The organism is Rubrivirga litoralis (genome assembly GCF_031846415.1).
Classification (GTDB): domain Bacteria; phylum Bacteroidota; class Rhodothermia; order Rhodothermales; family Rubricoccaceae; genus Rubrivirga; species Rubrivirga litoralis.
Map to the genome: position 1 here is coordinate 29,935 of NZ_JAVRHT010000023.1, position 21,475 is coordinate 51,409.

Sequence of the window (21,475 nt, forward strand, 5' to 3'; positions counted from 1 at the left end):
ACAGGTCACGACCTCGATGTGGCTTCCGCCTCACGCGCAGCTCTCAACGACTTGTATAGGGCGTAGGCCGTAGCCACCATCACGCTGGTGACCACGAGCTCGCCGCCTTCTTCGAAGGCCGACATCACAAACTTGAGCTTGAGGTCCAGCCCGTACTCGTCGACCCAGAAGTTTCCTACTCGGTGGAACGCATCGGCCCCCACGCCGAAGAAGGCGAGGGCGACAACCGCTGCGGCCGTCATCCGCGCGACGTAGCGTGCGCGGGCGTCGCTCCGGGTGTAGGCCACGGCGGCTACAACCATGAGGGGCACGGCCCAGCTGGCCAAAAACACGATCTCACCAAAGTCCCTGGCCCGCATTCCGTACGCGGGCTCCAGCCCGAGGGGGGCGACCAGAACCAGTCCCATGCTCTCGTGGAGTGTGGCCACGTCGTCGATGAGGACGGCGGCAAATAGGGCCGCGAGCGCCGCGAAGACGGGCTGGCGCCGCTCGCGGTACAGCCACACCCCGCCCACGACGATCAGGAGCAGCTTGACGTGCTGGTACCTCTCGCTCAAGTTGGGGTCCTGGTTGAGGCTAAACCACGGGTGCTCCACGAGCCCGGCTTCGTACGCCGCCGCGATCAGGATGACGACCACGTCGACAGCGACGAGAACGGCTAGCAGCGCGTAGTTCGGCCCCAATCGCGCCGGTACAAGGGCACGCGAGGGAGTCGCTGGGTGTGACGGCGTGAGAGTCTGAGAGGGAGGCACGGGAGTGAGTAGCGGGCGGAGCGAGTCTATTGACGATAACGTAATGCCGCCGTCCTGGCCCGCCCCCTGCAATCTAGTCCGGTAGCTCCCGCCCCGCCCTCGTGGCGGGCGGGGGATGCGTGTAAGGGTTTGCCCCGGCGCGGGAGGCGGCCTCGGCTCCACCCCCTGCTTCTAGCACGGCGTCTAGGCTCGCCGCGTGATCGCGCGGAGGGTCGGGCGCCCACCGGGGATGTAGAGCGGGCCGGGCGGGGCGGGTCCTGCGAGGGCCGCCTCGACCCGGCGGCCGAACGCGGCCCCCGAGAGGTGGTTGTCGTAGTACACGGCCGCCGCCGCCGACATCTCGGCGCGCTCCGCCTCGGGCATGGCGAGCGCTCGCTCCACGGCCTCGCGGATGTCGCCGCCTGAGAACAGCACGGCCTCGCGATCGGTTAGGGCCGGGCGCATAAAGTGGCCGTAGCCCGTGACGGGGACGGTCCCGACCGCCATCGCCTCGACGATGTTGTGGGAGTGGGGGATGGCGACGCCGGGGGCGGCGACGAAGAAGGACGCGAGGGCGAGGGCGCGGAGGAACTCTTCGTCAGCGACCCGCCACCCGTCGGTTTGCACGGCTTGGTCGGCGGCCGCACCCGCGGCGATATCGTCGGGAGTTCCCCGGGGGACCCCGCCGACGAGGGGGGCGTCTGCGGGTGCGGGAATGGACTTCATGAGGCCGTCGAGCTTCGCCAGGAGCGGGGCGCGCGGGGTGAGCCTGAACACGTCCACCACGGGACCCGACGAGTAGCTGCCGACCGAGTTGTTGCCCAGGAACAGGACGCCGACCGACCGCGCGCGCGCGCGGAGCGCAGCGAGGTTGGACGGGCGGTGGTCGCCCCGGTCGTACACGAGCGGGTGCATCGTGTAGGGGGCGACGAGGGCGTCCGCGGGGGCGCCGTAGAAGTCGTAGTCGACGGGGAGCACGGCCCGCCAGGGCCGGTTTGGGACGCAGGCGGGGCGGTCCGTGACGTAGAGCGTCCGGGCGGGATCGGCGCCGCGCCCGCGGCCGAGGTGCCCGCCAGGGAGGGTCCGCGTGAGCCGGCCGTACGTGTTCTCGACGTGCCGGTAAGCCGGGCGGGCGCTCGTGTGGACCGCGTAGCCGGCCTCGTGGAACGTGCGGGCGAGGGTGTAGAGGTACCGCTCGATCGATGGCTCGCGGAGGTCAATGACGACGGCGAAGCCGGAGCCCGGCCCGTCGGGCGGGCCGCCGGGGGCGGGGCGGTGGAGCGCTTCGATGAGGGCGCCGCGGGTCCAGGCACGGGCGTAACCGAGGCGGCGGCGGAGAGCAAGAGGCACAGAGAGATCGCGAGAGACAGAGGGCAGCTTGCTCTGTCGAGAAGCTTGGGGAACGAAGTCTACGGTCGCCGTCTGCCATTCGCCCGCTCCTCCACGTTTGACCGCCCCCCTGGTCCCGCCCCCGGCGTGGCCGCTGGATCTCGTCGTAGGCTCTTCGAGGTCGCGGGGGAGGTTTACCTTTCCTCCCGACGTTCCTCAGCGGCCGCAGCCTGAGGCCACCCCGCCCCGCGGTTCCCACCGCTGCTCGTCCACGCCTGCCGTCGCGCGCTCATGAGGATCGCCCTGTTCAGCCCCGCCTCGCGCGATGCCGTCCAAGGCGGGGCGGAGAGCGTGTTCGCCGCCCTCGCGGCCAGCTTCGCGGCAGAGGGCCACGACGTAACTCGGATACATGCGGGGAGAACCTTTCACCGGGACCTCGCCGACGGCGGACCCGTCTGGTCCGTTCCGCTCGAAAGGTCCCGGACATGGCGCGGTCTCGCCCGCCCGCGCTCCGCCACCCGCGTGCCCCTGTCAGCCCTCCGGCTCGCTCGGTGCCTCCGCTCCGCCCGGCCGGATGTCGTCAACGTCCACTTCGTCGACGCGCTCGCGGCGTACGTCTTGGCTCTCCAGCCGCTGTTCGGCTACCGCGTCGTCCTAACGGCTCACGGGAGCGACGTGCTCCGGCCGCGGAGCGAGGTCCACGCAGCGCTCGTGCCCCGGCTGCTCGACCGCGCCGACGCCGTGATCGCCGTCTCCGGCGAGGTCGGAGACCACGTTCGCTCCGTTGCGCCGTCGGCCTGCGTGTCCGTGATCCAGAACGGGGTGGACCTCGCCTTCTGGTCGGGCGGGGCGGGGTGGGAGCCCACGCCGGGGAGGATCGTCCAGGTCGGGACGCTCCGCGCGGTAAAGGGGCAGGACGTCATGCTGCGGGCGCTGGCCCGCCTCCGCGACCGCCTCCCGAGCGCCCGGCTGGACCTGATCGGCGACGGCCCCGCCCGAGACCGCCTCCAGGCGCTGGCAGACGAGCTCGGAGTCGCAGACGCGGTCACGTTCGTGGGTCGCGTGCCCTCGGACGAGATCCGCGAGCGCCTGCGGACGGCGGCAGTGAGCGCGCTCCCGTCACGGAGCGAGGGGCTTCCGCTCACGCTCCTAGAAGCGATGGCCGTGGGGACGCCCGTCGTCGCGTCGGCCGTGGGGGGGATTCCAGAGACGGCCGGTGTGCCCCCGTGCGCCGTGCTCGTTCCTCCCGAGGACCCTGAGCGCCTCGCCTCTGCTCTCCTCTCTGTGTTGACGGACTCAGAGGAAGCTCAGGCGCTCGCGGACCGAGCGGCCGAGCGTGTTGAGGCGTTTTCCTGGTCGAGGGTGGTGCGGGAGACCGAGAATGTGCTCGCGGGCAACTAAACTCAACGCATGAACCGCCCAACCGTCCGCCGGCGGACGGCGTCGTACACGCGGACGGCGAACCCGGGGAGCCCCGGCCGCCGCTGGTACGGGAACTGTTCGAGCTCCGGCCACCCCGCCCCGATCAGGTCGTCGGCGATCCGGCTCTCGAGCCGGTATGCCGCGGGGAGCCGAGCCATCGCGTCGACCACGCGGCGGTCGATGAACGGGACGAGCGGGGTGGCGCCCTGGGCCGTCCCGTAGAGGTGGGGGCCGGCCCAGCACCCGAAGCGGTTTTCCCAGTACGCCTGGGCGAGGAAGGCGAAGGTGTCCGTCCACGTCACGCCGTCGAACCACCGCTGGAGCGCCTCGACCCGCTCGGGCAGCGCCGCGTCCTCGTAGCGATCGAGCATCATCTCGGGCGTGATCGGGGTGTCGGGCGTGAGCACGTACTGCATCCGGTTGCCGCGGGCGATCTCGCCGCCGAACCCGGACAGGAGCGGCCGGCCGGGCGCGAGGTGCTCCCCGACGCCGACGTAGAAGTCCATGGCCTTGCCCCAGTGTCCAGCGTAGCCGGTTCGCACGAGGTACTCCTCCTGCGTGGCCTCGCTCGGCGTCTCGATGGGGATGACGGTGTGGGGCAGCCCCATCTTCCGCGAGATCGCCCGGCCGACGGCGACGTCGGCCCCGGAGCTCGGGTGGGCGAACGTGTACAGGTGGAGCGCGTCGCGGACCTCGCGCGCGCACGCGAGCAGCATGCGCGAGTCCCGGCCCGCCGTGATCCCCATGTGGACCGGCCCCCGCGACGCCGCCGCCCGGATGGTCCGCCGGATCCCGTCGGCGATCTCGCGGACGAGCGCCGGGGTCTCGCTGTCGGGGGCGCAGACCGGCGCCTCATTCCAGTGGTGGCGGACCGCCCCGCCCGCGGCGAGGTCGGCGTAGTGGTTGATGACGAGGCGCTGGACCTCGGGGTCGCTCGTCCGCCCCGCGTAGAAGAACCCGTCCCGCGGGAGGGGCGGGGAGGGGGCGCGGAACGTCCGCTCGTGCGCCCACGCCAGGAGCGTCCCCGTCGAGGCCGCCCCGCCCCATCCATAAACGGCCGCGAGTGTCCCGCCGGGGTCGAGGTAGAGCCGCTCGAACCCGTCGGCGGCGACGACGCAGGCGAACCGCCCCCCGTGGGCGTAGACGGCGTCCTCGACGGCCGTCGCGGTGTCCGGGCGGGGCGGCTCGGGGAGCGTGAGCGGCGTGTCGCGGACGGCCCCGTCCGGCGTGACCGCGAACCCGATGAGGGCGCCGACCGTCCGGCCGTCGGGGTCGAGGACGGAGCACACCGGGAGGTCGGTCGCCAGCGTCCAGCGCCCGACGGCGTACTCGGCCCACCCCTCGGGGACGCGGGAGAGGGCGGTGCCCAGGACGAACTGGCCGGCGTAGAGGCGGGCGGGCGGAGGGAGCATGGGGCGCGGGGTGAGCCCCGTGCTAGCGAATGAGAGAAACGTTACCCGAGCGCCCTCCCCGCCGGACCCTACCATAGGCGCTCTCCCTGGCAATCTACCCACGCGCATGGACCGCCCCGCCCCGACCGTCTCCGTCGTCGTCCCGTGCTACAACGCCGAGAGCACGGTCCGCCGCGCCGTCGCCTCGGCGCTCGCGCAGACCGCCCCGCCCGACGCCGTGGTCTGCGTCGACGACGGGTCCTCGGACGGGACCGTCGGCGTGCTCCGCGAGCTGGCGGCTGAGGACGGGCGCGTCCGCGTGCTGACGGGGCCGAACCGGGGCGCGTGCGCGGCGCGGAACCGGGGGCTCGCCGAGGCGACCGGGACCTACGTTCAGTTCCTCGACGCCGACGACGCGCTCGACGCGGGCAAGTTCGACGCGCAGGTCGAGATCGCCGAGCGCGCCGGCGCCGACTTCGTCGCCGGCGCGAGCCGGTACCAGGCGCCCGGCCGGGAGCCCCGCGTCGACCGCCCGCGCGCGGGGAACCCGTGGGTCCGCCTGATCGAGAAGGAGCTGGGGAACACCGCCGCCAACCTGTGGCGCCGCTCGGCGGTCGAGGCCGTCGGCGGGTGGGACGCGGCGTGGCCGAGCAGCCAGGAGGCCGACCTCATGGCTCGGCTCCTCAAGAATGGGGCGGCCGTAGCCTACGACCTCGAGCCGCGCGCGACGGTCTACGGCCAGGAGGGGTCGATCAGCTTCGCGTTCTCGGGGCCGAACCGGGAGCGCTACGCCCGCGTCCGGGCCGACGCGCTCGCCTTCGCCGAGGCGCAGGGCCTCGTGGGCGGGGCGGACCTCGACGACGCGCGGGAGGCCCTGTTCAACGCCCTCCGCTGGCTCTACCCCTCCAATCCTGAAGCGGCGCTCGAAATCTACCGGCGCGCGCTGCCGGCGCGGTACGTGCCCCCGGTCTCGGCGTTCAACACGAGGCCCTACGTGACGCTGTCCCGGCTCGTCGGGTTCGACCGGGCGGAGCGGCTCCGGCGAGCGCTCGGGCGGGGGGACGGCTAGCCTGTGGGGCGGGGTGGGACTGCACGTCCGGCGACGTCGTGGGGGGCGCGGCCTGGGCCTCACGACCCGCGGACGAGGCGCTTGAGCGGGCCGAGCGTTCCCGTCGCAACGAACAGGGGGCGGACCGCCTTCCACGCCCGCTTGCGGAGAGGGAGAGGGTTGATCGGGACCGACAGGGTCCCGGGCCACATCGCCCGGATCATCTCGCGGTGGAGTCGGTAGGGCGGCTTCCGGTGCTTGGCAGGGACGCCGAGGAGCGTGGAGTAGTACTCTCGGGAGTTGGCGGCGTCGAACGTCTCGTGGTCCAGGTCCCGCTCGAGCTGGTCGGCCGCCTGCCACCGCCCTACCCGCTGCTCAACGTGGAACAGGTTGAGGAGGTCGTACCCGCGCGAGGAGCGGGCAGCGCGGGTGGCCCAGTCGGTGAACTCGCGGATAGCGAAGGGGTTGCCCTTCGTCATCCTCCTCGCCATCGCCCGCGCGAGCTCCTCTGGGGTGCGGTAAGGCTCGGGGTCGCGCCACGGGTGCAGCCACCAGGTGGTCGAGTTGCAGTTGGACTTGACCAGGACGCGGTCGCCCGGGACCGCCTCGTTCATGGAGTACGAGATGGCCCCCCACACGTCGTGTGGAACGGACGTGTTGGACATGTACAGAGACCGGTAGCTGGCGATGGCAGGGTCGTCGGACGTCAAGAAGTCGTTTACGCTGAGGCAGTCGACGACGTGGTGGTCGAGCCCCAGGCTGCCGAGGACTTCCGCCGGCGTCACCACGTCCACGTGCGTCCGGTCGATCTCGTAGTGGACGAACGTGTAGAACGCGACCCGGTCGGTGACCCCGCGGCACGCCGCGAGGAGGAGGCGGCTGTCGACGCCGGCCGTGACCGCGGCCGTGAGCGGGAACCGGCGGGTGGCCCCCGCCACCATCCCGCGCAAGATGGCGGTCCCCCGCTCGACGCCGCTCTTGAGCGTCCGGGGCTCGAGTGGTGCCGTAGGCCAGAAGCGGCGGGGCGCTCCCGTGCCGAGGTCCAGGACGTGGTTCGGGAGGAGCTGTCGGACGCCAGCGTAGCGGGTCCGGTCGCCGGGCCACCAGACCTGGGGCCAACGCTGGAAGTGGTCGGACTCGACGAACTCTGCGACCGCCTCGGGGTCGTCTTCGAGCTCGACGGCGTGCCCGAGGAGCGGAGTGTCCGAGGCGCACCACACCCCGCCCTCTCCGTGGGTGTAGACCACCTGCCGAAGCCCGTGCGCGTCGTGGAAGAGGAGGGCCTCGTCGGCGTCGGTGGCCACGAGCGCCCACCGCCCGCCGAGCGGGTCGGTCTCGGCGAGCACCTCGGCCGCCCGGCCGACCCGTCCGAGCAGGTCGTCGAGGACGTCGGCGTCGTCGCGCTCGGGGTGGTGCGGGTCGATGGCGTAGCCGAGGAGCGTGAGCTCGACGCCGCCCCGCTCGCGCTGCGTGACGGCGAGGTCGGGGTGGGCGTGGAGAATCCGGCCGCCGGCGACCTCGATCCGCTGCCACGCGTCGGGGAGGCCATCGACAGGCCGGGGGCCGAGGAGGAACTGGCGGCGGTAGAGGAGCGGGTGCACGGGGCGGGGCGGGGCGGGGCGGGGCGGGGCGGGGCGGCGGACCAGGGACGAGGCCCGGCCGTGGAGGGTCCGTCAAGATCGGGCTCGGGCTAAGGCTTCACGCCTCCGGCGCGATACAGGGGCCGAACCTGCTCCGGCCTGCCCTCGCGGCATGGTACTATACCCGCCCTTCCGCCCCGCCCGTACACGCCGTCTTGAACTACCGCAGCATCGCCCAGCTCAGCGACCGGGTCCTCGCGTGGTCGCGGTCGCTCCCGCGCGACATCGACCTCGTCGTGGGCATCCCGCGGAGCGGGCTCCTCGTCGCGAACCTCATCGCGGTCTACCGAAACATCCCGCTCGCCGAGCTCGACGGGTTCCTCGACGGGCGTGTCCTCGCGACGGGGTACACGAAGGCCGGAACGCTGAGCTCGAAAGGGGCCGAGGGCGAGGGCGAACGGCGGTTCCTCGACGTTCCCAGGAAGGTCCTCGTCGTCGACGACAGCGTGGGGTCGGGGAGGACCCTGGAGAGGGTCCGCGCCCGCATTGAGGCGGCTGGCCTATCCCACGAGGTCACGTACGGGGCCGTCTACGTCGCGCCCGACCAGGAAGACAGCGTGGACACCTACGCCGAGGTCCTCCACTTTCCGCGGGCGTTCGAGTGGAACGTCCTCAACCACAAGGCGATCATGCACCGGGCGGCCCTCGACATCGACGGCGTCCTCTGCCACGACCCCCAAAAGTCCGAGAACGACGACGGCGAGCGCTACCGCGAGTTTATCCGCACGGCGCGCCCCCTGTTCATCCCCGATCGCAAGGTGGGGTGGCTCGTGACGAGCCGGCTCGAGCGCTACCGGGCCGAGACGGAGGCGTGGCTCCGCGAGCATGGCGTGACGTACGACGAGCTCGTGATGATGCCGTACCCGGACCGCGACACGCGGATGAGGATGAACACGTACGGCGCGCACAAGGCCCAGGTGTACCGCGAGTCCGGCGCCCTCCTCTTTATCGAGAGCGAGCTCCGCCAGGCCGTCGAGATCGCCGAGCTGTCGGGGAAGGACGTCCTGTGCATCGACACGATGCAGATGGTCCGGCCCGGCGGGATCCCTGCGGCCCGCCCCGCCCAGGCGCTCGCCCCGCAGAACCCGAAGGGGCTCGCGCGGCGCGTGGCCCATCAGGTCCTCCCGGAGCCGGCGAAGAGCGCGCTCCGCAAGGCCCGCCGGAACGTTCGCCGCGCCGCCCGCCGGTAAGGGAGGAGGCCAGCCGGAGCGGTCGCCGACCGCCCGTCAACGCTGAACCCCCGCCCCTCCATGAGCGGCTTCCTCTTTAGCCTCCGCCCCCTCCCTCCGGCCGTGCGCGACCACGCGGCGGCCTCGCTCACGTTCGTCGACGGCGACCGCTCGACCCCGTTCGAGAACGGCCCGCTCTCCGCCCTGTCCGTCCGGTCGGACAGCGACGCGCTGTGGGGGCCGGCCAGGGACCCCGCGACCGACGTCCGGGTCTGGCTCGGCGGCCGGGTCGCGCTCGACGAGCCCGAGTGGGCGGCGGCCGAGCGGCTCCCGTACGAGGGCGGGGTGGCGTGCCGCGCGGTGCTCAACGAGTTCCTCCACGCGCCCGAGGCGTTCCCGTCGCGTCAGGGCGGGGCGTTCGCCCTCATCGTCTGGGACCCCCGGGACGAGAGCCTCCACGTGGCCACCGACCGCATGGGGTACGTCCCGGTCTATGCCTGGAGCGTGGCCGACCGCCCCGCCCTCGGGTCCCACCCCGACGTGCTTGCCGCCGCCGTCGGCGCGGCCGACCTCGACCGGACGACGATGGCGGAGGCGCTCGCCTACGGCCGCGGGCTGGCGCCCCACACGTACTACCGAGACGTCCGCGAGCTCGACCCCGGGACGGTCACCGCGTGGCGGGGCGGGGGGGCGCCCCGGACGCGCACCTACTGGCGCCCCCAGTACGCCGCGGACCCAGGGGCGACGGCCGAGGCCCTTGGGGAGGAGCTGGCCGGCGCCATCACGGCGGCCGTCCGCCGCCGGACGCTTCCGCGCCTGGGCCGCCCCGCCCTCATGCTCAGCGGCGGGGCCGACTCCCGCGCCGTCCTCTACGCGGCCCACGACCCGGCCCGGGTGACGAGCGTGACGCTCTACGGCGAGCCCAACGCCGAACTCGACCTGTCGCGGGCGCTGGCCGAGCGGGCGGGGTCGACGCACGTGGCGCTCCGGCGGAGCTTCGAGCACTACGGGCTGGGGGCGGCCGACGCCGTCCGCATCACGGGCGGGATGTGGAACGTGCTCGACGCCCACTACACGGCGCTCATCCCCGAGATCGACGCGCTCGGCGCCGAGACCGTGCTCACGGGCTGCTACGCCGATTACCTGTTCAAGGGGCTCACCTCCGACCGCCGGAAGCGGACGCTCTTCGGCCGGGACCTCCCGCTCTACGAGTTCCGCCCGTACGGGGACCGATGGTACTCGCCGGGGCGGTCCGTCGCGGAGCCGTGGCGGGCCGCGGTCCGCGCGCGGCGAGCGGCGCACTTTTCCGGCCTCGACCGCGACGACGTGTCGGACGCGGGGCGGTGGGCCTACGAGCTCCGCCGGATCCGCCCGGTCGTCCGCGAGGCCGACGCGTCCTCACGCCTGCTCCTCCAACGCGCGCTCCGCTGGGACCCGATCTTCGCCGACCGGGACCTCATCGACCTCTACCAGCGCGTGCCCCCGAGTCTCAAGCTGAACGGGCAGGTATGGGAGCGGGCGGTCGCCCAGATCTGCCACGGCGCCGGCGACGTCGTCGACAACAACACCCAGGTACGGATCGGCGTGTCAGACACCCGCAAGATGCTCGGCTTCCTCTACGGTGTCGCCTACCGAAAAGCGTTCCGCCGAGACATCGACGGGAGCCCGCTCGACGGGACGGCCAGCCGCGGGTCGTGGCCGAACTTCCGCCACTACGTCCGCCGCTCAGACGTGCTCCCCCGTCTCTGGGAGCCCGCCGCGCCCGAGACGAGCGAGGTCCTCGACGACCTGCTCGGCGTCTCCGTCCTCGACCGTCCGCTCCCCGAGTGGTCGGACCGCGCCGGAGAGCACCCGACCCTACGGATCGCCACGCTCAAGCTGTGGCTCGATCAGCACTACGGGGCGTCGGCGTGAGCGACCCCCTCGTCTCCGTGCTCGTCACCGCCTACAACGCCGAGCCGTGGCTCGCCGAGACGCTCGGGTCGGCCCTCGCGCAGACGTACCCGAACGTTGAGGTCGTCGTCGTCGACGACGGGTCGACGGACGGGACGCTCCGCGTCGCGCGGGGCTTCGAGGGGCCGCGCGTACAGGTCGTCGGGCAGGTGAACGCGGGCGCCTGCGCCGCCCGGAACCGCGCCCTCGCCGAGTCGAACGGCGACCTCGTCCAGTACCTCGACGCGGACGACCTGCTGGCCCCGGACAAGATCGAACGCCAGGTGGCCCGGCTCCGCGACGAGCCGGAGGGGACCGTCGCCTCCGGCCCGTGGGCACGCTTCCGCGAGCGACCCGGCGATTTGGGGCGGGGCGGCGAGGCGGGGTGGGAGGACTACGAGCCGGCCGTCGACTTTCTCGTGCAGTCGTGGAGCCCCGGGGGCGGGATGATGCCCAACTTCGGCTGGCTCACGCCCCGCCCGCTCGTCGATGCCGCTGGCCCGTGGGACGAGAGGCTCCGCAAAAACCAGGACGGCGAGTTTTTCGCCCGTGTCCTCGCGCAGGCGGCGAGGGTCGCCTTCTGCCCCGGCGCGTGGGGCTACTACCGCTCCGGGGTCACGACGAGCGTGAGCGCTCGCCGGGGCGCCGACGTGGCGGAGTCGCTGTTCGCGGCGGCCGAAGGGGCATCGCGGGCCGTCCTCGGACGACTCGACACGGACGCCGCCCGCCGCGCCTGCGCGAGCCTGTGGATGGGGGTCGCCTTCCAGACGTACCCCGTGGCCCCCGAGGTCGGCGCCCGCGCCGAGGCCCGCGCCGCGGCCTTGGGCGGGTCGGACGCGGAGCCCGGGGGCGGCCGGGCGTTCCAGGTCGTCCGCGACGCGCTGGGCTGGAAGGCGGCCGTCCGCTTCCAGCACGTGTGGTACCGGCTCCGGTACGGCCGGTGAGCACCGCCCCGCCCCGCCCCGCCCGGATCGGGATCGTCACCGGCGCCCACCTGTGCCGGAACCCCCGCGTGGTCAAAGAGGCTAGCGCGCTCGCCGCGGCCGGGCATGACGTCGTCGTGATCGGCCCGGCCCTCGACGACGCGCTCGCGGCCGAGGACCGCGAAATCGCCGCCGGGGCGGGGTGGCGCCACCGCTACGCCGTCGATGTCCGGGCCGATGCGGGGTGGCGCGGGCAGCGGGCGCGGCTCGTGCGGCGGGCCGGGGTCGAGGCCACACGCCGGCTCGGGATCGAGCGGCCCGAAGCGCTGGGCTACGGGGTCCGGTCGCTCCTCGACGCAGCCCGGGACCTGGGCGCCGACCTCACGATCGGGCACCAGGAGGTCGGGACGTGGGTCTGCGCCCGGCTCGCGCGGGCGGGGCGGCGCGTCGGCGTCGACGTCGAGGACTGGTACTCGCGCCACCCCACGCCGGACCAGCGGGCGGCCGTCCCGCTCGGCCTGCTCCGCGACGCCGAGCGGACCGCGCTGGGCGGGGCGGCCTACGCGACGACGACCTCGCGCGCGCTCGCCGACGCGCTCGCGGAGTCCTACGGCGTCGCCGCCCCGCGCGTCGTCTACAACGCGTTCCCGTGGGCGGACCGGGAGGCCCTCGACGGCCGCGCGCTCGACCGCCCCGCCCCCGATGGCGCCGCCCGGCTCTCGCTCCACTGGGTAAGCCAGACGATCGGCCCCGACCGCGGGCTCGACCTCCTGTTCGACGGGCTCCGCCACGTGCCGACGCCCGTCGACGTCCACCTCCGCGGTGGGCTTCCCGACGCCCACGCCGCGTGGCTCCACGCGGCGTTCCCGTCGGACGTCCACGGCCTCCACGTCCACCCGCTCGTGCCGCCGGGCGAGCTCCTGAGCCGGATCGCGGAGCACGACGTGGGGCTCGCGCTCGAAACGTCGGGCACGGTGAACCACGACCTCACGGTCTCCAACAAGATCCTCCACTACCTCCTCGGCGGCCTCGCTGTCGTGGCGACTCGGACGACGGGGCAGGAGGAGGTGGCGGACCAGGCGCCCGAGGCCGTCACGCTCGTCGGCCAGGGCGACGCCCGTGCGATGGGGGCGGCCATCGCGGCGCTCGCCGCCGACCCCGACCGGCTCCGGCGGTCGAAGGCCGCCGCGCTGGACGCGGCGCGGCGTAGGTTTTGCTGGGAGCGGCAGGCCCCGGCCGTCGTCGAGGCCGCCGCCGTCGCCCTGGCTCACCCCGCCCCCTTGAACCCCCCTCTGTGAAACGGGTCCTCCTGATCTCCCCGCACTTCCCGCCGTCGAACCTGGCGGCCGTCCACCGGGCGCGGCTGTTCGCGCAGCACCTCCCGGCGTTCGGGTGGGAGCCCATCGTCCTCACCGTCCACCACGACGACTACACCGAGGAGCTCGACTGGAACCTCGCCGAGCTCGTCCCCGAGAGCGTCCGCGTCGAGCGGGTCCGGGCCGACCGTGAGCCGGTCCGCATCGGGGGCCGCCGGCTCGTCGGCGACGTCGTGCTCCGGTCGTTCCGGTCGCTGCTCCGGCGGGCGATCGAGGTCGTCGACGCCGAGCCGGTCGACTTCGTCTACGTCCTCATCCCTTCGTTCTACGGCGCGCTCCTCGGGCGGGCCATCCACGAACGGCGGGGAGTCCCGTACGGGATCGACTACATCGACCCCTGGGTGGAGCCGAACGCCTACCCGCTCGGGAGCAAGATGTGGACGACGCAGCGGCTAGCCCGTGTGCTCGAGCCCGTCGCCGTCCGCGACGCCGCGCTTATCACGGGCGTAGCCGAGGGGTACTACGAGGCCGTCCTCGACCGGAACCCCCGCCTCCGCCGCGCGACGACGGCGGCCATGCCGTACGGCGGGGAGGCCCGCGACCACCGGGAGGTCGAGGCGATGGGGATCGAGCCGTGGCTGTTCGAGCGCGACGGCCGGTTCCGGCTCCTCTACGCCGGCGCCCTGCTCCCCCAGGCCGTCGAGCCGCTCCACCGCGTGTGCCGGGCGATCGCGGCGCGGCCCGATCTGTTCGACGACGTCGAGCTGTTCTTCGTCGGGACCGGGTCGTCGCCGGACGACGCCGAGGGCTATCAGGTCCGGCCCGTGGCCGAGCAGTACGGGCTGTGGGGGACCGTCATCAAGGAGCACCCCGCGCGGATCCCCTACCTCGACGTCCTGGCCCACCTCGACGCGACCCGCGGCGTGTTCATCCTGGGCAGCACCGAACCCCACTACACGCCGTCGAAGGTGTACCAGGGCGTACTCTCGGAGCGCCCCGTGCTCGCCGTGCTCCACCAGGCGAGCACGGCCTGCGACGTGATCCGCGGGACGGGGGCGGGGCGGGTGCTCGCGTTCGACGGCGAGGACGGGCTGGACACGATTGAGGACGGCTTCGCCGACGCCTTCGCTGACTTCCGCGCGTTCGCTGACACCTTCCGCCCCGCCGATGTGGACCGGGAGGCGTTCGAGGAGTTCTCGGCCCGCAACGTGACGCGGACGCTCGCCGAAGCCCTCGACCAGGCCGTCGCGTAGGGGGCGCTCACCCCGCCCTTTGCTGCGGGCAGGCGGACCGATCTCGTGCCACCCCGTCTGTCCGTTCGACCCTCGGCGGCGGCGGCCCGGAACGTGCGGACCCGCCCGGCGCGCCCTCGCCGTCTCCTCACGCACGCGGGGCGGGGCGGGGCGTAGCCTGCGCCGCCACCCCGCCCGCCCATGAAGCTCGGCGTCCTTGCCACGCACCCGATCCAGTACCACGCCCCGCTGTACCGGGCGCTGGCGCGGGAGCTCGACCTCCACGTTTACTTCGCCCAGCGCCAGACGGCCCAGGGTCAGGCCGACGCCGGGTTCGGGGTCGCGTTCGAGTGGGACGTCGACCTCCTCGACGGCTACCCCCACACGTTCCTCGAGAACCGGGCGGGGCAGCCGAGCACGGACACCTTCGGGGGGAGCGACACGCCCCAGATCGCCGACGTCATCCGGGCGGGGCGGTTCGACGCCTTCCTGGTCACGGGCTGGAACACCCGGAGCTTCTGGCAGGCCATGACCGCCTGCTGGCGGACTGGGACCCCGCTCCTCGTCCGCGGCGACTCCCAACTCAACACGCCCCGGTCCTGGGCGAAGCGGCTCGCCAAGGAGGCGGCTTACCGCGCGTTCATCCCCCGGTTCGACGGGTACCTCGTCGTCGGCGAGCGGGCGCGGGCGTACTACCTCCACTACGGGGCCGACCCTGCGCGTATGCACTTCGTGCCGCACTTCGTGGACAACGACTTTTTCCGCGCGGGCGCCGAGGCCGCGAACGGCGGGGATCCACTCCGGGCCGAGCTCGGGTACGGCGCCGACGCGCAGATCCTCCTGTTCGTGGGGAAGTTTATCCCGAAAAAGCGGCCGGTCGATGTTGTTCGCGCCGCCGCCGCCCTTCGGGAGCGGGGCGGGAATGCCCACGTGCTCCTGGTTGGGGCCGGCGAGCTCGAGGGCACCCTCCGGGCCGAGGCCGATCGGGCCGGCGTCCCCACGCACTTTGCCGGGTTCAAGAACCAGACGGAACTGCCCGCCTACTACGCGGCCGCCGACGCCCTCGTGCTCCCGTCGGATGGGGGCGAGACGTGGGGGCTCGTCGTCAACGAGGCGATGGCGTGCGGGACGCCGGCGGCCGTCTCCGACGCCGTCGGCTGCGCGCCCGACCTGATCGACGAGGGCGCGACGGGGGCTACCTACTCCATTGAGGGCGGGGTGGCCGCACTCGCCGACGCGTTGGAACGGCTCTTGCCGCTCGCCGGGGAGCCCACGACGCGCCGGGCGCTCGACCAGAAGATGGAGATCTACTCGCTCGACCAGGCCGTCCGCGGGACCGTCGAGGCCGTCCTCGCCGTCTCCGCAGGCCGCTCACGCTCCCGATGACGACGAAACACGCGACCCCGCCCCGCCCCGCCCCGCCCGACCTCGACGGGACGCGCGTCCTCGTCACGCTGGGCGGCATCCCGCTGTGGGGGCAGGAGCGGGGCAACATTCAGGTGTTCGAGGCCCTCCGCGACGTGGGCGTCGACGCCCTGTTCGCGACGCACCACAGCTACGGCCACGAGTCGATCCAGCCGGCCCTCGACGGCCTGGGCCTGGGGTGGACGACGGCGTTCTACCCCGGGCGCTGGGTGCGGGGGAAGGGGGCGGGGTGGCTGGCCGGGCGGTTCCGCGAGGCCCTCCAGAGCAACCGCGACCTTCTCCGCGCGGCCCGCGCGTACCGCCCGACGCACGTCCACACGATGAACGAGCGGTACGCCGTCGACTTTCTCCCGGCGTTCAAGCTCCTCCGCGTCCCCGTCGTTTACCGCGCGGGCGACGCCCCGAGCCAGCACCGCCGAATCTTCCGGTTCGCGTGGCGGCGCCTGATCGCCCCGAGCGTGAGCCGGTTCGTCGCGATCTCCGGGTTCGTCCGCGATGCGCTCGTCGAGGCCGGCGTCCCGCCCGAGAAGATCACCGTCATCTACAACTACCCCCCCGAGCGGCCGCCCCGCCCCGAGGGGAGCGACCTCCCCGCCGACGTGACGGCCCCATACTCCGGCCGCACGGTCGCCTACGTCGGTCAGATCACGGCGGACAAGGGCGTCGACGTCTTGGTGGACGCCGCGCTCGCGCTGTGCGCCGAGCGCGATGACGTCCGGTTCCTCCTCGCGGGCAACTACTCCTGGAAGAACCCGTTCGCCGATGCGCTCCGGGACCGCGTCGAGGCCGCCGGCCTGTCGGACCGCGTCCGGTTCCTCGGGTCGGTCGCCGACGTGCCCGGCCTCCTCGCCCTCGCCGACGTCCACACGGCCCCTTCGGTGTGGGAGGAGCCCCTGGGCAACGTGGTCGTCGAGGCCAAGCGGGCCGGCGTCCCGAGCGTCGTGTTCCCGTCGGGAGGAATCCCCGAGCTCGTCGTCGAGGACGGCCGCGACGCCGTCCTGTGCCGCGACAAGACGCCCGAGGCGCTCACTAACGGCCTCCGCCACTTTCTCGACCTTCCCGCCGACGCTCTCGCCGACGCGGGCGGGGCGGCCCGCGCGTCGCTCGAGGCACTGGGCATCACGCGCGAGGCGTTCACCCGCGCCTGGGCTGGCGTGTTCGCCCAGACCTGACCCCTCTCCGCTATGCCCCTCAGCCCCGCCGCCGTGGCCCCGGCCCCGGCCGCCGATCACTCCGGGACCTCCCGAGGCCTCGGCCTCTCGCCCGAGGTCATCGGGCTATTCCTCGCGCTGTCGCTCCTCGGGTTCGCTACGGCGAACCCGCTCCTGACGGTGGCATCGGTCGCGCTCCTCCCGTTCCTCATTGCCCTCACGTGGGTCCCGGGCGAGCCGCCTGTGCTCGCATTCGCCGTCTCGTTCCAGTGGCTCCAGGCGACGATGCGCGTGTTCCACGCCAACATCGTCGGTGCAGACGTGGACGACCTGGTCTCTTACCCCCAGCTCGGGGTGTTCGCCGATGTAGAAACGGCCATATGGCTCACTTTGGCCGGAATCCTCGTCCTCGCCATCGGGATACGGATCGCCACCTGGACCTTGCCCCCTCCCAAGATGGCGGCCGTGCTCCGCGAGGCCGAGGCGTTCTCGATCTCGCGGGCCTTCTGGCTCTACCTCGGCACCACGTTCACGGTGACCGCCCTCGTGGGGTCTGTGGGGTTCATGAGCGGGCTCAAGCAGATCCTGTTCGCCGTCGAGGAGCTCAAGTGGGCGACGTACTTCTTCCTCGGCTACATCGTCCTCGTTCGACGCGAGGGGTACGGCTATTTCCTTGCGGCGTTTGCCATCGAGTTCATCTCAGGGATCGGGTTCTTCTCCGGCTTTAAAGAGGTCATCTTCATCACAGTCGTCACGTACTTCGCCGTGCGAAGCCGGGTGACGATGGGGACCGTCGCCGGGGCCATCGTTCTCGCCTTGGCCTTGGGCGTCCTGGGGTCGGCGTGGACGGTCGTGAAGCCGGAGTACCGGGCGACGATCTCGGGCGGCAATACGAACCGCCAGGGGTCCGTCGTGGACCAGGAGGCGCAGGTGTCGATCCTCGTTGGCTTGGTCTCCGATCTGAGTCGGGAGGACCTCGTGGAGGGAATTGAGCCGCTCGCCGAGCGGGTCGCCTACGTCGACTTTTTCGGCTACGCCCTCGGCTACGTCCCGACGGTCGTCCCGCACGAAGATGGGGCGTTGTGGGGCGCGGCGTTTAAGCACGTGGCGACTCCTCGAATCTTTTTCCCGGACAAGCCCCCTCTCATCTCGGACTCCGAGGTCACGAACCGCTACACGGGCCTGGGCGTGGCCGGGGAAGCGCAGGGCACGTCGTTCAGCATCGGGCACATCGGGGAGAGCTACATCGATTTCGGAGCGCTCTGGATGTTCGTCCCGATCTTCCTCATCGGCATCGGGCGGGGGCTCCTCTACCGCTTCTTCCTCCGACGAGGCGACATCCGCCTCATGGGGTACGCCTTCACGATTGCGGTCTTTTGGAGCGGGTACCACCTCGAGGTGTCGACGGCGAAGCTCCTGGGCGGCACCCTCATGCGGTTCATCGTGCTCGCGCTGGTGTTCCGGTTCGTGGCCCCCACCATCGCACGGTGGCTCCGGCGCGACGACGTCGGTGAGGCCGAAGACGAGGCCGTCTCGCTCCCCGTGCGTCGGGCGTGGGCGTAGCGCGCGCGATGAGCTCCGGCCCCATCCGCGCCGTCCACGCCGTCGGCGACCTGTGGGTCTCGTCGGGCGGCCCGAGCCGGAGCGTGACGGCCGTGTGCGACGCGCTCGCGCGGGGCGGGGCGGCGGTCGACCTCGTGACGTCGTGGCCCGACCCGGCCGTCCCTATCGTGCGCCCGGCCGAAGCCGGCGTCCGCCTCCTCGCCGTGGCCGACGGCGCGCGGAGCGGCCTATGGCAGGGGGCGCGGTCCGCGTTCGGGCGGGCCGTCGCGGAGGCCGCCGCCCCGCCCGGGGTGGCCGTCGTCCACGACCACGGCCTGTGGCTCCCGACGAACCGGGCGGCCGCGCTGGCGGCCCGGGCGGCGGGGCGGCCGTTCGTGGTGAGCCCGAAGGGGATGCTCTCGGACCGGGCGCTCCGCGTGAAGCGGGCGAAAAAGCGCCTCGCGTGGCACCTCTACCAGCGCCGCGTGCTCGGGCTCGTCGACGCTTTCCAGGCGACGTCCGAGGCCGAGGCCGCCGACGTCCGCCGAGCCGGGTTCCGCCAGCCCGTCGCCGTGATCCCACACGGCGTGGCCGTGCCTCCGAGCGCCTCGCCCCGCCCCGCCCGGGCGGGGCGGCGGACGGCCCTATTCCTCTCGCGCGTCCACCCGATCAAGGGGCTCCCCGACCTCGTTGAAGCCTGGGACCGCGTGCGGCCCGATGCGTGGCGGCTCGTCGTCGCCGGCCCGGACGAGGAGGGCCACCGCGCCGCGCTCGAACGCCAGGTGGCGGCGGCTGGCCTGGGCGGGGCGGTCTCGTTCGCCGGCCCGGTCGAGGAGGCGGCTAAGTGGGACCTCTACCGTGAGGCCGACCTGTTCGTGCTCCCCACGCACAGCGAGAACTTCGGGATTGTCGTGGCCGAGGCGCTCGCGGCGGGCCTCCCGGTCCTGACCACGAAAGGCGCTCCCTGGCAGGCGCTCGAGACCGAGCGCTGCGGGTGGTGGACGGACGTCGGCGCCGAGCCCGTCGCCGCCGCGCTCCGCGAGGCGACGGCCGCCCCGCCCGAGGCGCTCCGCGCAATGGGGGAGAGGGGCCGGGCGTATGTGGCAGGCCATCTCTCGTGGGACCGAGCGGCGGCCGAGCACCTGGCCCTGTACCAGTGGCTGCTGGGCGGGGGGCCTCGTCCTAACTCCGTCGTCTAGGGCGGACCCGGCGCCCGCGTCGGAGGTCGTCAGGAGCGGGCGCCGACCTGTCGGCGGGCCGCCTCTCGGCTGCAAAGACGTGCGCGGGCGGGGTGGCCCGGAGTTTGGTAGGGCCGAGGCAGAAGTCACGGGCGCTTGGCGAGACCCCGCCGATCCCGCCCCGCCCCACCAGTAAGTTGGCAGCGGCCCACCGCCCCGCCCTTCCCGACCGCCCCGCCCTCATGTACGTCCTCGGCATCAACGCCTACCACGGCGACGTCGCCGCCGTCCTCCTCCGCAACGGCGCCGTTGTGGCCGCCCTCGAAGAGGAGCGGTTTACGCGCATCAAGCACTACGCCGGCTTCCCGACCCAGTCGATCCAGCGGTGCCTCGAGATGGCCGGCATCGACGGGGCGCAGGTCGCGCACGTCGCCATCAGCCGCGACCCGAAGGCGAACCTCCCGCAGAAGGCGCTGTTCGCGCTGAAAAAGCGGCCGTCGCCGAAGCTCGTCCTCGACCGGCTCCGCAACCAGCGGGCCGTCCGCGATGTCGAGGGGCCGCTCGCCGAGGCGCTCGGCGTGAGCCCCGACGCGCTCCCCCCGGTCCACAACGTCGAGCACCACCCCGCCCACCTCGCGAGCGCCTTTTTCTGCTCGCCCTTCGACGAGGCCGCCGTCGCGGCCATCGACGGCTTCGGCGACTTTGTCTCGACGTCGCTCGCCACCGGCCGGGGCAACCACCTCGACGTCTTCGACCGGACGTACTTCCCGCACTCGCTCGGGATGCTGTACACGGCCGTTACGCAGCACCTCGGGTTCCTGCACTACGGCGACGAGTTCAAGGTGATGGGGCTCGCGCCGTACGGGAATCCGACGCGCGTCGACGAGGTCCGCCAGCTCGTCAACCTCGTGCGGGGCGGGACCTTCGAGCTCAACCTCGACTACTTCCGCCACTGGTCCGACGGCGTCGAGATGGAGTGGGACGAGGGCTACCCCTCGCTCGGCCGCGTCTACGCCGACGCGATGTGCGACGTGCTCGGCCCCGCCCGCGACCCCGACGAGGAGCTCACGCAGCACCACGAGGACCTGGCCCACTCGCTCCAGGTCGTCTACGAGGAGGCCGCCTTCCACATCCTCCGCGGCCTCTACGGGCGGACCGGCATGCGCAAGCTCTGCCTCGCGGGCGGCTGCGGGATGAACAGCGTGGCGAACGGGAAAATCCGGGACAACACGCCGTTCGACGAGGTCTACATCCAGCCGGCCGCCGGCGACAACGGGACCGCCCTCGGCGCCGCGCTCTGGATGTGGCACCAGGAGCTGGGCAACCCGCGCCGGTTCGTCATGGAGCACGCCTACTGGGGGACCGAGTACCCCGACGCCGACGTCGAGGCCATCCTCGACGCCGCCGTCCCCGGCCGCTCCGACGACGACTGGCGCTACACGGCCACCACCTACAACTCGCCCGAGGAGACCGTCGAGGCGACGGCCGACCTACTCGCCGACGGCAACGTGATCGGCTGGTTCCAGGGCCGCATGGAGTGGGGGAGCCGCGCGCTCGGCAACCGCTCGATCCTCGCCGACCCGAGCCGCGCCGACATGCGCGACCTCATCAACCTCAAGATCAAGTTCCGCGAGCGGTTCCGGCCGTTCGCCCCGTCGATCCTGGAGGAGCGCCTGGAGGACTACTTCGTCGACCCCGCCCCGGACCCGTTCATGCAGCAGGTCTACCCCGTCGAGCCCGACAAGCGCGAGGGGCTCCCGGCCATCACGCACGTCGACGGCTCGGGCCGCCTCCAGACGGTCGCCGCGGACGAGAACCCGCTCTACCACCAACTGATCGGCGCCTTCGCTGAGCGGACCGGGACGCCCATCCTGCTCAACACGTCGTTCAACGAGAACGAGCCCATCGTCGACACGCCCGAGCAGGCGTTCGCCTGCTTCCACCGGACGCGCATGGACGCCGTCGTGATCGGCAACACGGTCGTCCAGCGCGTGCCCATCGAGGAGCCGGCCGTCGCCGGGTCGTGACGGCCCCCGCCCCGCCCGC

Annotated in this window: 16 protein-coding genes; 12 read left to right on the plus strand and 4 right to left on the minus strand. The window is 72.8% G+C overall.

From position 1 onward, the window contains the following. Window positions 1-5: 5 nt before the first annotated feature. Window positions 6-914: a DUF8692 domain-containing protein gene (locus RM540_RS16555; protein WP_489753816.1), complete on the minus strand. Its 909-nt coding sequence runs from the start codon at window positions 912-914 to the stop codon at window positions 6-8. A 21-nt stretch (window positions 915-935) separates the two neighbouring features. Beyond that, on the minus strand, window positions 936-2,081 hold the full coding sequence (locus RM540_RS10660) for a glycosyltransferase (protein ID WP_311663897.1): 1,146 nt from the start codon (window positions 2,079-2,081) through the stop codon (window positions 936-938). Window positions 2,082-2,351: 270 nt separating this feature from the next. Here RM540_RS10660 and RM540_RS10665 point away from each other — a divergent pair, with 270 nt between their 5' ends. Further along, window positions 2,352-3,461 carry a glycosyltransferase family 4 protein gene (locus tag RM540_RS10665; RefSeq protein WP_311663899.1) on the plus strand — a complete coding sequence of 370 codons (1,110 nt, stop codon included), beginning with the start codon at window positions 2,352-2,354 and terminating at the stop codon, window positions 3,459-3,461. 2 nt (window positions 3,462-3,463) lie between these two features. Here RM540_RS10665 and RM540_RS10670 read toward each other — a convergent pair whose 3' ends face one another. After that, a complete protein-coding gene (locus RM540_RS10670) occupies window positions 3,464-4,894 on the minus strand; it encodes a hypothetical protein (RefSeq protein ID WP_311663901.1) in 1,431 nt (476 codons plus the stop codon). A gap of 106 nt (window positions 4,895-5,000) precedes the next feature. Between RM540_RS10670 and RM540_RS10675 the strand changes: the two genes are divergently transcribed. Continuing rightward, window positions 5,001-5,942 (plus strand): glycosyltransferase family 2 protein, encoded by a 942-nt coding sequence (locus tag RM540_RS10675; protein ID WP_311663903.1) that lies wholly within the window; start codon window positions 5,001-5,003, stop codon window positions 5,940-5,942. A 59-nt stretch (window positions 5,943-6,001) separates the two neighbouring features. Here the strand turns inward: RM540_RS10675 and RM540_RS10680 are convergent, their stop codons facing one another. Then, a complete protein-coding gene (locus RM540_RS10680) occupies window positions 6,002-7,522 on the minus strand; it encodes an asparagine synthetase B family protein (RefSeq protein WP_311663905.1) in 1,521 nt (506 codons plus the stop codon). Window positions 7,523-7,716: 194 nt separating this feature from the next. On the opposite strand from RM540_RS10680, the gene RM540_RS10685 reads away from it, so the two are divergent. From RM540_RS10685 to RM540_RS10730, 10 genes are all read left to right on the plus strand, one after another. Then, complete coding sequence (locus tag RM540_RS10685) at window positions 7,717-8,751, plus strand: phosphoribosyltransferase family protein (protein ID WP_311663907.1); 1,035 nt, start codon at window positions 7,717-7,719, stop codon at window positions 8,749-8,751. 60 nt (window positions 8,752-8,811) lie between these two features. Beyond that, the gene (locus tag RM540_RS10690; RefSeq protein ID WP_311663909.1) at window positions 8,812-10,644 is read left to right on the plus strand and encodes an asparagine synthase-related protein; all 1,833 of its coding nucleotides are present in this window, start codon (window positions 8,812-8,814) and stop codon (window positions 10,642-10,644) included. Then, entirely contained in the window at window positions 10,641-11,606 is a 966-nt protein-coding gene (locus RM540_RS10695; protein WP_311663911.1) for a glycosyltransferase family 2 protein, read from the plus strand. The genes RM540_RS10690 and RM540_RS10695 overlap by 4 nt, the downstream gene beginning before the upstream one ends. Then, window positions 11,603-12,883, plus strand: a complete 1,281-nt coding sequence (locus tag RM540_RS10700) for a glycosyltransferase (RefSeq protein ID WP_311663913.1) — start codon at window positions 11,603-11,605, stop codon at window positions 12,881-12,883. Before RM540_RS10695 ends, RM540_RS10700 begins: the two co-directional genes overlap by 4 nt. Then, the gene (locus tag RM540_RS10705) at window positions 12,880-14,154 is read left to right on the plus strand and encodes a glycosyltransferase family protein (protein WP_311663915.1); all 1,275 of its coding nucleotides are present in this window, start codon (window positions 12,880-12,882) and stop codon (window positions 14,152-14,154) included. Before RM540_RS10700 ends, RM540_RS10705 begins: the two co-directional genes overlap by 4 nt. Window positions 14,155-14,334: 180 nt before the next feature. Further along, on the plus strand, window positions 14,335-15,519 hold the full coding sequence (locus RM540_RS10710) for a glycosyltransferase family 4 protein (RefSeq protein ID WP_311663917.1): 1,185 nt from the start codon (window positions 14,335-14,337) through the stop codon (window positions 15,517-15,519). Further along, a complete protein-coding gene (locus RM540_RS10715) occupies window positions 15,516-16,730 on the plus strand; it encodes a glycosyltransferase family 4 protein (RefSeq protein ID WP_311663919.1) in 1,215 nt (404 codons plus the stop codon). Before RM540_RS10710 ends, RM540_RS10715 begins: the two co-directional genes overlap by 4 nt. Before the next feature lie 12 nt (window positions 16,731-16,742). Next, complete coding sequence (locus RM540_RS10720; protein WP_311663921.1) at window positions 16,743-18,272, plus strand: DUF8712 domain-containing protein; 1,530 nt, start codon at window positions 16,743-16,745, stop codon at window positions 18,270-18,272. An 8-nt stretch (window positions 18,273-18,280) separates the two neighbouring features. Next, window positions 18,281-19,450 carry a glycosyltransferase gene (locus tag RM540_RS10725; RefSeq protein WP_311663923.1) on the plus strand — a complete coding sequence of 390 codons (1,170 nt, stop codon included), beginning with the start codon at window positions 18,281-18,283 and terminating at the stop codon, window positions 19,448-19,450. Between the two features lie 176 nt (window positions 19,451-19,626). Next, window positions 19,627-21,456, plus strand: a complete 1,830-nt coding sequence (locus RM540_RS10730; RefSeq protein ID WP_311663925.1) for a carbamoyltransferase family protein — start codon at window positions 19,627-19,629, stop codon at window positions 21,454-21,456. Window positions 21,457-21,475 lie beyond the last annotated feature (19 nt).